Below are 10,959 nucleotides of genomic sequence, written 5' to 3'. Positions count from 1 at the left end.
GCCGCCGAGGCCGGGCACTCCACCGTCGCCTTCGCCCGCGACCCGCTGGCCCTGGCCGACGCCCGCCCCAGCACCATCCGGCAGGGCGACGTCCTCGACCCGGACGCGGTGGCCCGCGCCGTCGAGGGCGCGGACGCGGTGGTCTCCGCGCTCGGCATCGGCTACAGCCGGGCCGCCACCACCGTCTACTCGGCCGGCACCGACCACATCCTCAAGGCCATGCGCGCCACCGGCGTCTCCCGGGTCGTGTGCGTCTCCACCACCAGCATGAGCCCGGTGCCCTGGCGCGCCGCCCCGTTCCAACGGGCCATCACCTCCTGGGTGCTGCACCCGATGCTCCGCCGGCCGTACGCCGACATGGCGCGAATGGAGCGGTTCCTGCTGGAGGACACCGAGCTGGACTGGACGCTGGTCCGGGCTGCCCGGCTCACCGGCGGCCGGGCCCGGGGCCGCTACCGCACGGCGGTCGGCCGCCGGCTGCCCGGGGCCTGGTCGATATCCCGCGCCGACCTCGCGCACTACCTGCTCGCCGCGCTCCAGGAGCCGGCCGCGCGGCGCGAGGTCGTGGAGATCGCCTACTGACCGCCCGCCCGCCGCCGGTCCGTAGCCCACCCGCGGCCCGTGCGCAGCCCGTCCGGCGCCCGTTCGCCGAACGATCCCGGCCGTCGGCCGCCCGCGCGCCGCGCCGCCCGTACTCAACGAGCGGTACGGCCGGCTACTCCCGCCGTGCGATGCCCCGCCCACCCCGGCCGGGCAGAGTAGGGGGTGATCCCGTGGATCACCCAAGCCGTGGGCCGGCGGCCGTACACCATCCACCCGGTGGCCGCCGGCCCGTGGCCCGCGTCGCCCCTCGCCCTCCGGAGCACAAGCCGATGCCCACACCTCCTGGTCCGCCCGCCGCCGACACCCCCGAGGCCACGACGGCCCCCGCCGGGACCCCGGCCGGCCGCGCCGACCGCGCCGCCGACCGGCCGGAGCCCCCGGCCGGCCTCGCCGGGCGCCTGCGCCTGCCCAAGCACGCCCGCCGGGTCTGGTTGACCGTGCACGTCGCCTGCTCGGTCGGCTGGCTCGGCCTGACCGCCGGTGTGCTCGCCCTCGGCATCGCCGGCCGCTTCTCCGACAACCCCGACACCGTGCGCGCCGCCTACCTGGCGCAGGAGATCTTCGCCGACTGGCTGCTGATCCCGATCAGCCTGCTCTCGCTGCTCTCCGGCGTGCTGCTGTCCCTCGGCACCACCTGGGGCCTGCTGCGCTACCGCTGGGTCGCCACCAAGTTCTGGCTCACCCTGGCCGCCACCCTGGCCTCGATCTTCGCCCTGCGCGCCTTCATCCACGACGCGGCCGGCCAGGTCGCGGCCGGCACCGTCCCCCCGGACGGCCGCTCGCCGCACGTGCTGGTGATCGCCCCCTCGGTGGCCCTGACCATCTACCTGACCGCCACCGTGCTCTCCGTGGTCAAGCCCTGGGGCATGACCAAGCGGGGGAAGCGGCTGGCCGCCGAGGCCCGCGCCGCGCGCATCGACCGGGCCGCGGGCGCGGCGCCGGGGCGGTGACCGTTACCCGTTCATGAGCACCGACCACGTGAGCACAGGCCACGATCCCTATCCCGGACCGCCGTGGACCAGACCCTCCTGGACCAGGCTCTCCGCCCTCCTGGTGGCCCTGGTCCAGGTGGTCGGCTCCACCGCCGCCGCCCGCCAGCAGACCGACCGGGCCGCGCTCGACGCGGTCGGCTACGCGCTGCTGCTGCTCGGGCCCGCCCTGCTGCTCCTGCGCGACCGCTTCCCCGGCCCGGTGGTGGCCGCCGTCACCGCCGTCACCGTCGGCTACCTGCTGGCCGGCTACCCGTACGGCCCGGTGTTCTTCAGCCTCGCCGTCGCCGTGTACGGCGCGCTCGCCCGGGGCCGCCGCCGGTGGGCCTGGATCTCGCTCGGCGGCGGCTACCTGATCCACCTGGCCAGCTCCCACCTGCTGCCGAACGACTGGCAGCGCGCCCCCGGACCCGGCCCCAGCTGGTGGCAGGAGGCCGGGGCGGCGGCCTGGCTGCTGCTGATCCTGGCCGGCGCCGAGATCATGCGCTCGCGCGGCGAGCAGCTCGCCGCCCGCCGGCTGGCCCGGCGCCAGGCCGAGGAGAACCGCGCCGCCGAGGAGCGGCTGCGGATGGCCCGCGAACTCCACGACATCCTGGCCCACTCCATCTCGGTGATCCACCTCCAGGCCGGGGTGGCCCTGGAGCTCATCGACGAGCACCCGGACCAGGTGCGGGCCGCGCTGACCGTCATCAAGGCGACCAGCAAGGAGGCGCTCGGCGAGGTCCGCCAGGTGCTCGGCACCCTGCGCGGCCCGGACGGCCAGGCCCCGCGCACCCCCGCCCCCGGCCTCGCCCGGCTGCCCGAACTCGTGACCCAGGCCGGCCACGCCGGGCTCACCGTCACCGTCGACACGGTCGGGACCGCCCGGCCGCTGCCCGCCCAGGTGGAGCTGGCCGCGTTCCGGATCGTCCAGGAGGCGCTGACCAACGTCATCCGCCATTCGGCCGCGCGGAGCGCCACGGTTCTGATGGACTGGTCCTCCCCGGCGGGGCTGCTGCTCCGGGTGGACGATCCGGGCCCGGCCGCCGGCGGTGACGGCGGCGGCTCCGGCAACGGCCTGGTCGGCATGCGCGAGCGGGCCGCGGCCTTCTCCGGCGAGCTGACCACCGGTCCGCACGGTGGCGGCTTCCGGGTCCGGGCCTGGCTGCCCGACCCCGCGGGGGCGGGCACGGCGAGCGAGGGGAAGCGGACGGGATGATCCGAGTACTGCTGGCGGACGACCAGGTCCTGGTCCGGGCGGGGTTCCGGGCCCTGCTCGACGCCCAGCCCGACATCGAGGTGGTCGGCGAGGCGGACGACGGCGGGGCGGCCGTCCGGCTGGTGGAGGAGCTGCGGCCGGACGTCGTGCTGATGGACATCCGGATGCCTGGCACCGACGGCCTGGAGGCCACCCGGCTGATCTGCTCCCGGCCCGAGCTCTCCGCCGTCCGGGTGGTGGTGCTGACCACCTTCGAGATGGACGAGTACATCTTCGAGGCGCTGCGGCTGGGCGCGGCCGGCTTCCTCGCCAAGGACACCGAACCGGCCGACCTGCTGCGCGCCGTCCGGGTCGCCGCGGTCGGCGACTCCCTGCTCTCCCCGGGCGTGACCCGCCGGGTGATCGACGAGTTCGCCAGCCGCTCCCGGGAGCCCTCCGCCGGCGGGCAGCTGCTGGACGCGCTCACCGACCGGGAGCGCGAGGTGCTCACCCTGGTCGGCATGGGCCTGAGCAACGACGACATCGCCCGCCGCCTGGTGGTCAGCCCGCTCACCGCGAAGACCCACGTCAGCCGCGCCATGGTGAAGCTCGGCGTCCGCGACCGGGCCCAGCTGGTCGTCCTCGCCTACGAGTCCGGGCTGGTCCGCCCCGGCTGGCTCTAGAGGCAGGTCTGCGCCGGCCGGCCGCAGCGGCGGGACGGCCCGGGAGCAGTCCGGTCCCCGGGGCGTACTCCCGGTGTCGTACCCGCGGTGCCGCTCCCCGGAGGACGCGGCGGACCCCCCTTCGGCGAGAAGCTCGTGGTGGCCTCGGAGACCGTCCGGGGCCGGCGCGGCCCCCGTCCCAACGTGCGGGGCACACCGAGGAGTTGACCGACATGCAGAGCACCGCACTGCTCGCCGACGCTTACTGCCGGGAGGGTTGGGGTCCCTGGAACGGGGGCGGCCCCGGTCCGTGGTTCCTGCTCTTCCCGCTGTTCTGGCTGATCGTCCTGGTCACCGTGTTCACCGTCTTCCGCCGCCGCGGCTTCGGCCGGCGCGGGCCGTGGGGCCCGCCGTGGGCCGGCGGCCAGTGGGGCGGCCCCTGGGGCGGCGGCCCGGGCTGGCGCGGTGGCCCGTGGGGCGGCGGCGGCACCGAGGCCCCGCTGGCGAGTCTGGCCCGCCGGTACGCCGACGGTGAGCTGACCGAGGAGGAGTACCGCACCCGCAGGGACACCCTGCTGGAGCACTTCCAGGGCCCGGACGACACCAAGCCGGGTCAGGGCGGTACCAAGTGACCACCATCCCGGTCCTCGAACTGGTCGAAACCGACCGGATGGCCGCCCGGGTGGCCGACGCGGTCAAGGTCTACGGGGTCGGACGCACCGAGGTGCGCGCCCTGGACCACGTGACCGTCGGCTTCCCGGCCGGCCGGCTCACCGCGATCATGGGGCCGTCCGGCTCCGGCAAGTCCACCCTGCTGCACTGCGCGGCGGGCCTGGACCGGCTGACCGCCGGCACCGCGATGATCGGTGACACCGAGCTGGAGAACCTCAACGACCGCAGGCTGACCCTGCTGCGCCGGGAGCGGATCGGCTTCGTCTTCCAGTCCTTCAACCTGGTGCCGGTGCTGACCGCCCGGGAGAACATCACGCTGCCGGTCGACCTGGCCGGCGGCGAGGTGGACCGGGAGTGGGTGGAGACCCTGATCGACGCGGTCGGCCTGCGGGACCGGCTGGAGCACCGGCCGACCGAGCTGTCCGGCGGCCAGCAGCAGCGGGTCGCGCTGGCCCGGGCGCTGGCCGGCCGTCCGGAGGTGGTCTTCGCGGACGAGCCGACCGGCAACCTGGACTCCCGGACCGGCGCCGAGGTGCTGGAGCTGATGCGCCGCGCGGTGGACGAGATGGGCCAGACGGTGGTCATGGTCACCCACGACCCGACCGCCGCCGGCTACGCGGACGAGGTGCTGTTCCTCGCCGACGGCCGGCTGGTGGACCGGATGGAGCGGCCCACCCCGGCCGGGGTGCTGGACCGGATGAAGGACTTCGACCGTGCCCCCGCGGCAGCCCTGGGAGGCGCGGGGTCATGAGCAGTGCGACCGCCACCCTTCGGATCAGTCTGCGCTCGCTGGCCGCGCACAAGCGCCGGCTGGCCGGGACGTTCACCGCGATCCTGCTCGGGGTGAGCTTCCTGACCGGCACCCTGGTGCTCGGCGACACCCTGCGCGGCAGCTTCGACACCCTGTTCGCCGATGCCAACCGCGGCACCGACGCGGTGGTGCGCAGCGCCGACGTGATGGACACCGAGAACACCTTCGGCGGCGTCCGCGCCCCGGTGGACCTCGCGCTGGCGGACCAGCTGCGCCAGGTGCCCGGGGTCGCGGCGGCCGAGCCGGCCATCCAGGGCTCCGGCCAGCTGATCGGCAAGAACGGCAAGGCGGTGGGCGGCCAGGGGCCGCCCACGCTGGCCGGTTACTGGCAGCCGGACAGCGGGCTCAACCCGTACCGGCTGGCCGAGGGCCGGGCGCCGCAGCAGCCGGGGGAGGCGGTGATCAACCGGGGCGCGGCCAAGGCCGGTGAGCTGAAGATCGGCGACTCGACCATCCTGCGCGCCCCCGACCCGGTGTCGGTGACGATCGTCGGCATCGCGACCTTCGGCGCCTCGGCCGACGGCATGGGCCAGAACACCTACACCGGGCTGACCCTCGCGGACGCCGAGCGCTACCTGACCCCGAAGGGGCAGGGCCAGGCCACCTCGATCCAGTTCCGGGCCTCGGGCGGCGTCTCCCAGCAGGAGCTGGTGACGGCGCTGACGGCGAAGCTGCCGGCCGGGCTGGAGGCGGTGACCGGGACGAAGGTCTCGGAGGAGGCCACCGCGCAGGTGTCCAGCCGCTTCCTGACCATGTTCACCACCCTGCTGCTGGTCTTCGCGGGCATCGCCCTGCTGGTGGCGACCTTCACCATTCACAACACCTTCGCCATCGTGGTGGCGCAGCGCACCAGGGAGAACGCGCTGCTCCGGGCGCTGGGCGCGGCCCGCGGCCAGGTACTGGGGGCGACCCTGGCGGAGGCGGTGGTGGTCGGGCTGGCGGCCTCGGCGGCCGGAGTGCTCGGCGGGATCGGGATCGCGGCCGGGCTGACGTCGCTGTTCAAGGTGATCGGCTTCAGCCTGCCGACCGGCAGCCTGGTGATCGGCGCGGTCTCGGTGGCCCTGCCGCTGCTGGTGGGCACGGTCACCGCGGTCGGCTCGGCGGTCGCGCCGGCCGTGCGGGCGGGCCGGACGGCGCCGCTGGCCGCGATGCGGGCGGTGGCGGTGGACGGCGCGGCCGACGGCCGGGCCGGGCGGGTCCGCTGGACCGCCGGTGCGCTGCTGGTCGCGGCCGGGGTTGCCGCCACGGTGGTCGGCGCCACGGACGGCCCCTCGGTGGGGCTGACCGCGGGCGGCGCGGTGGCGACGCTGCTCGGTGTGGTGGTGCTCGGCCCGGTGTTCGCGACCTTCGTGGTGCGGCTGCTGGGTGCGCCGCTGCCGCGGCTGCGCGGGATGCCGGGCGTGCTGGCGCAGCGCAACGCGACCCGCAATCCGAAGCGCACGGCCGCGACGGCCAGCGCGCTGATGGTCGGGGTCACGGTGGTCTCGCTGTTCACCGTCTTCGGCGCCTCGATCAAGGCGACCATGGACGACACGGTGAGCCGGACCTTCGCCGGGGATCTCGCGATCTCCACCGGCGGCTTCCGGGCCGGTGCGCTCAGCCCGAAGCTGGCGGACGCGGTGGCCGGTCTGCCGGAGGTGCGGCAGAGCGTGGGCCTGGGCCGGGGTGTGGCGCGGGTGGACGGCCACGGCCGGACCCTGGACGTCACCGACCCGACCCGGCTGGCCGGGATCGTGGACCTCGGCCGGGTGGACGGTTCGCTCCAGTTGGGCACCGACGGCCTGGCGGTGTCCAGGTCGGAGGCGGAGAAGCAGGGCTGGCAGGTGGGCACGACCGTGCCGGTGCGGTTCAGCGACGGTGCCGAGGCGCCGTTCACGGTGAAGGCGCTGTACCAGGGCAGTGAGCTGGCCGGCGACTACCTGGTCACCCGGGAGGCGTGGGCCCCGCACAAGGGCCAGGACTCCGACTCGCTGGTGGCGGTGGCGCTGAAGGACGGGGTCTCGCTGTCGGCCGGCAAGGCGGCGGTGACGGCGGCGGCGGTGCCGTTCGGCGACCCGAAGGTGCAGACCCGGGCGGAGTACGCGAAGGACTCGGCCTCGGTGGTCGACATCATGCTCTCGGTGGTCTACGCGCTGCTGGCGCTGGCGGTGCTGATCGCGCTGCTGGGGATCGCCAACACGCTGACCCTGGCGGTGCACGAGCGGACCAGGGAGCTGGGCCTGCTGCGGGCGGTCGGCCAGACCCGGAGCCAGTTGCGCGCGATGGTGCGCTGGGAGTCGGTGCTGGTGGCGATGTTCGGCACGATCGGCGGCCTGGGCCTGGGGTCGTTCCTGGGCTGGGCGCTGGTCCGGGCGGCGGACACCGAGGGGACGGGCAGCTTCGCCGTCCCGCCGCTCCAACTGTCCGTGGTGCTGGTGGCCGGGCTGGTGGCGGGTGCGGTGGCCGGTCTGCGGCCGGCCCGCCGGGCGGCCCGGCTGGACATCCTGCGGGCGATCGCGGCCGGCTGACGGCCGCCGCCGCGCACACCGGAGCCCGGGCCCCCCGACCAACGGGGCCCGGGCTCCGGACGTGTGCGCGCTGCGGGACTCAGGCTGCGGCGGGCAGCTCGTCCAGGCCCTGCTGGACCAGCGCGGCCAGGCGGTCCAGGGCCTCGTCGGCGCCCTCGGCGTCGGAGGCCAGCACGACCTCGTCGCCGCCCTGCGCGCCGAGCGCGAGCAGGCCGAGCATGGAGCCGGCGTTGACCGGGTTGCCGCCCGGCTTGGTGATGGTGATCGGCACGCCGGTGGCCGCGACGGCCTTGACGAAGACGGAGGCGGGACGGGCGTGCAGGCCCTCGGCCCAACCGATGGTGACGCGGCGCTCGGCCATGAGACGTGCCTTTCCGGTGAAGCTGGTCATGGCCGCGATGGGGGGAACGGCCATGTTGTCTAGACCAGTGTTGCATGCAGCCGACCCCTGCGAGCCGCCGCGTTCGGGACTTGTGATTGTTTCTTTCAGAGCCATAAACGGCGCATAATCCCCGTTCAGAGGCCCTGCCCACCCTGCCGCGAACGCACGCCCGGCGCCATTCGGCCCGCCGCCGGATAACCTGGCGATCGTGGACGACTCCGCGGCACCGCACCCCGAGCAGGACCCGACGCCCGCCCGGACGGCGGCCCGCCAGGACCGCGCCCCGGCCGTCCCGGACTACCCCCAGCACTGGGAGGCCGACGTCCTGCTGCGCGACGGCGGCACGGCCCGGATCCGTCCGATCACCCCGGCGGACGCGGGCCGTCTGGTCGAGTTCTACGAACAGGTGTCGGACCAGTCCAAGTACTTCCGCTTCTTCGCGCCCTACCCCCGGCTCTCCGACAAGGACGTCCGGCGCTTCACCCACCACGACTTCGTCCACCGGGTCGGCCTCGCCGTCGTCGTCCGCGACCGCTTCATCGCCACCGTCCGCTACGACCGGATCGACGCCGACGGCCGCCCCTCGGAGACCGGCACCGACGCCGAGGTCGCCTTCCTGGTCCAGGACGCCCACCAGGGCCGGGGCGTCGCCTCCGCGCTGCTGGAGCACATCGCCGCGGTCGCCCAGGAACGCGGCATCCGCCGTTTCCAGGCCGAGGTGCTGCCGGAGAACCGCAAGATGGTGAAGGTCTTCACCGACGCCGGCTACGTCCAGCGCCGCAGCTTCGCCGACGGCGTGGTGCACCTGGAGTTCGACCTCGAACCCACCGCCGCCTCGCTCGCCGTCATGCGGGCCCGCGAGCACCGCGCCGAGGCCCGCTCGGTGCAGCGGCTGCTCACTCCGCGCTCGGTCGCCGTGATCGGTGCCTCCCGCAACCCGCAGACCGTCGGCCGGACCCTGCTGCGCGACCTGCTCAACGGCTTCGCCGCCGCCGACCGCCCGGTGTACGCGGTGAACCGCAACGCCCCGCCCGGCACCGAGCTCGACGGCCTCCCGGTTCACCGCTCGGTCCTGGAGATCCCCGGCCCGGTCGACCTCGCCGTGATCGCCGTGCCCGCCTCCGCGGTGCCCCAGGCGGTCGCCGAGTGCGGCGCGCACGGCGTCCAGGGCCTGGTGGTGGTCACCGCCGGCTACGCCGAGACCGGCCCCGAGGGCCGCGACCGCCAGCGCGCCCTGGTCCGCCAGGCCCGGGCGGCCGGCATGCGGGTGATCGGCCCCAACGCCTTCGGCCTGATCTCCACCGACCCGGAGCACCCGCTGAACGCCTCGCTCGCCCCGGTGCTGCCCGCCCGCGGAACCTTCGGCGTCTTCTGCCAGTCCGGCGCGATCGGCGTCGCCCTGCTGGAGGCCGGCCACCGGCGCGGCCTCGGGGTCTCCTCCTTCGCCTCGGTCGGCAACCGCGCCGACGTCTCCGGCAACGACTTCCTCCAGTACTGGGCCGAGGACCCGGCCACCGAGGTCGTCCTGCTCTACCTGGAGTCCTTCGGCAACCCCCGCAAGTTCACCCGGATCGCCCGCCGGCTCGCCCAGGCCAAGCCGGTGGTCGTGGTCAAGGGCGCCCGCCACACCGGCAGCCTGCCGCCCGGCCACGCCGTCCCGGCCACCGCCACCGGCCTGCGGGACGCCACCGTCGACGCCCTCTTCCAGCAGGCCGGCGTCACCCGGGTGGAGACCATCACCGAGCTGTACGACACCGGCGACCTGCTCGCCCACCAGCCGCTGCCGCCCGGCGACCGGGTCGCCGTGGTCGGCAACTCCGACTCGCTGGGCCTGCTCACCCACGACGCCTGCCTCTCGGCCGGCCTGCGCCCGCGCACCCCGGTCGACCTCACCACCGCCGCCACCGGCGAGAACTTCCGGATCGCCCTGGACACCGCGCTCACCGACCCCGGGGTGGACGCGGTGATCGCCGTCGCCATCCCGCCGATCGGCAGCCAGTCCTGGGGCCCCCGCCCGGCCGGCCGGCCCGCCGGCCCCACCGGCCCCGAGGTGGGCTCCGACGATCCGGAGATCGCCGCCGCCCTGCTCGCCGCCGGCGAGCGCGCCCGGGCCGCCGGCAAGCCGCTGCTCCTCGCCCACCTGGCCCTCACCGACCTGCCGGACCGGCTGCGCCCCGGCGGCATCCCCTCCTACCCCGCCCCCGAGCGGGCGGTCCGGGCCCTCGCGCACGCCGTCCACTACGCCGACTGGCGCCGCCGGATGGCCGAGGCCGAGGAGACGGCCAGGGTCCCCGAACTCGACCGGATCGACGAGGCGGGCGCCCGCGCCCTGGTCGACGCCGCGCTCTCCACCCGCCCCGCGGTCGCCGCCCGCACCCAGCCCGGCGGGGCGCGGATCACCCTGCCCGACCCCGAGGCGGCCGCCCTGCTCGCCCGCTACGGCATCGACGTCTCGCCGACCCTGCCCGCCCCGGACGAGGAGAGCGCGGTGCGGGCAGCCGCGGCCCTCGGCTACCCGGTCGCGCTCAAGGCCACCGCCCCGCACCTGCGCCACCGCCCCGACCTGGGCAGCGTCCGGCTCGACCTGACCGGCGAGGCCGGACTGCGCCACGCGCACCGCGAGCTGGACGAGCTGCTCGGCGGAGCCGCCCAGGCCGCGCTGGTGGTCCAGCGGCTCGCCCCCCGCGGCGTGGACACCGTGATCGGCGCCACCGTCGACCCGGCGGTCGGCGCGATCCTCTCCTTCGGTCTGGCCGGCGCCCCCGCCGAACTGCTGGGCGACGTCGCCCACCGACTGGTTCCGGCCACCGACCAGGACGTCGCCTCACTCGTCCGCGAGGTCAGGGCGGCCCCGCTGCTGTTCGGCTGGCGGGGCGCCGAGGCGGTCGACACCGACGCCCTGGAGGAGCTGCTGCTGCGGGTGTCCCGGCTGGTGGACGACCTGCCGGAGGTCGCCTCGGTGGACCTCGAACCGGTGGTCGTCGCCCCGCACGGACTGGCGATCCTGGGGGCGCGCGTACGCATCGCGCCCCTGCCGGTCCGCAGTGATCTGGGCCCGCGCGCCATGAGCACGCTGTAACCTTCCTTGGTTGCGTCCGGACCCGGGCGCCGTTGTCCGAAGCTCGGCGCCGTGCCGCCCGCTTCGTCGGGGGACCA

General features: G+C 75.6%; 9 protein-coding genes. 8 read left to right on the top strand and 1 reads right to left on the bottom strand.

The window, feature by feature from the left end:
* From BI06_RS40105 to BI06_RS40075, 7 genes are all read left to right on the top strand, one after another.
* Nucleotides 1-582 (top strand): NAD(P)-dependent oxidoreductase (locus tag BI06_RS40105; protein ID WP_051742874.1); only part of this gene is annotated, 582 nt, incomplete at its 5' end.
* A 290-nt stretch (nt 583-872) separates the two neighbouring features.
* Nucleotides 873-1,553 (top strand): DUF2269 domain-containing protein, encoded by a 681-nt coding sequence (locus BI06_RS40100; protein ID WP_233290497.1) that lies wholly within the window; start codon nt 873-875, stop codon nt 1,551-1,553.
* A gap of 13 nt (nt 1,554-1,566) precedes the next feature.
* On the top strand, nt 1,567-2,790 hold the full coding sequence (locus BI06_RS40095; RefSeq protein WP_082559037.1) for a sensor histidine kinase: 1,224 nt from the start codon (nt 1,567-1,569) through the stop codon (nt 2,788-2,790).
* A complete protein-coding gene (locus BI06_RS40090; RefSeq protein WP_030396574.1) occupies nt 2,787-3,452 on the top strand; it encodes a response regulator transcription factor in 666 nt (221 codons plus the stop codon). The genes BI06_RS40095 and BI06_RS40090 overlap by 4 nt, the downstream gene beginning before the upstream one ends.
* 212 nt (nt 3,453-3,664) lie before the next feature.
* Nucleotides 3,665-4,063, top strand: a complete 399-nt coding sequence (locus BI06_RS40085) for an SHOCT domain-containing protein (RefSeq protein ID WP_051742857.1) — start codon at nt 3,665-3,667, stop codon at nt 4,061-4,063.
* Nucleotides 4,064-4,101: 38 nt separating this feature from the next.
* Nucleotides 4,102-4,854, top strand: coding sequence for an ABC transporter ATP-binding protein (locus BI06_RS40080; protein ID WP_030396572.1), 753 nt, complete (start codon nt 4,102-4,104; stop codon nt 4,852-4,854).
* Nucleotides 4,851-7,421, top strand: a complete 2,571-nt coding sequence (locus BI06_RS40075; protein ID WP_030396571.1) for an ABC transporter permease — start codon at nt 4,851-4,853, stop codon at nt 7,419-7,421. Before BI06_RS40080 ends, BI06_RS40075 begins: the two co-directional genes overlap by 4 nt.
* A gap of 79 nt (nt 7,422-7,500) precedes the next feature.
* Here the strand turns inward: BI06_RS40075 and BI06_RS40070 are convergent, their stop codons facing one another.
* Nucleotides 7,501-7,782, bottom strand: a complete 282-nt coding sequence (locus tag BI06_RS40070) for an HPr family phosphocarrier protein (RefSeq protein ID WP_030396570.1) — start codon at nt 7,780-7,782, stop codon at nt 7,501-7,503.
* Nucleotides 7,783-8,011: 229 nt separating this feature from the next.
* Between BI06_RS40070 and BI06_RS40065 the strand changes: the two genes are divergently transcribed.
* On the top strand, nt 8,012-10,882 hold the full coding sequence (locus BI06_RS40065; RefSeq protein WP_107113512.1) for a bifunctional GNAT family N-acetyltransferase/acetate--CoA ligase family protein: 2,871 nt from the start codon (nt 8,012-8,014) through the stop codon (nt 10,880-10,882).
* The last annotated feature ends 77 nt before the right edge of the window (nt 10,883-10,959 follow it).

Origin of the sequence: Kitasatospora sp. MBT66 (genome assembly GCF_000710405.2) — a bacterium.
GTDB classification, from domain to species: domain Bacteria; phylum Actinomycetota; class Actinomycetes; order Streptomycetales; family Streptomycetaceae; genus Kitasatospora; species Kitasatospora purpeofusca.
Note: the sequence above shows the minus strand (reverse complement) of the source record. Positions and strands in the feature narration are given on the sequence as shown.

What these genes read in the sequence shown, in the direction of transcription:
- BI06_RS40085 (WP_051742857.1), top strand. Translation starts at nt 3,665, where the DNA reads ATGCAGAGCACCGCACTGCTCGCCGACGCTTACTGCCGGGAGGGTTGG.
- BI06_RS40075 (WP_030396571.1), top strand. Translation starts at nt 4,851, where the DNA reads ATGAGCAGTGCGACCGCCACCCTTCGGATCAGTCTGCGCTCGCTGGCC.
- BI06_RS40090 (WP_030396574.1), top strand. Translation starts at nt 2,787, where the DNA reads ATGATCCGAGTACTGCTGGCGGACGACCAGGTCCTGGTCCGGGCGGGG.
- BI06_RS40095 (WP_082559037.1), top strand. Translation starts at nt 1,567, where the DNA reads ATGAGCACCGACCACGTGAGCACAGGCCACGATCCCTATCCCGGACCG.
- BI06_RS40070 (WP_030396570.1), bottom strand. Translation starts at nt 7,782, where the DNA reads ATGGCCGAGCGCCGCGTCACCATCGGTTGGGCCGAGGGCCTGCACGCC.
- BI06_RS40080 (WP_030396572.1), top strand. Translation starts at nt 4,102, where the DNA reads ATGGCCGCCCGGGTGGCCGACGCGGTCAAGGTCTACGGGGTCGGACGC.
- BI06_RS40100 (WP_233290497.1), top strand. Translation starts at nt 873, where the DNA reads ATGCCCACACCTCCTGGTCCGCCCGCCGCCGACACCCCCGAGGCCACG.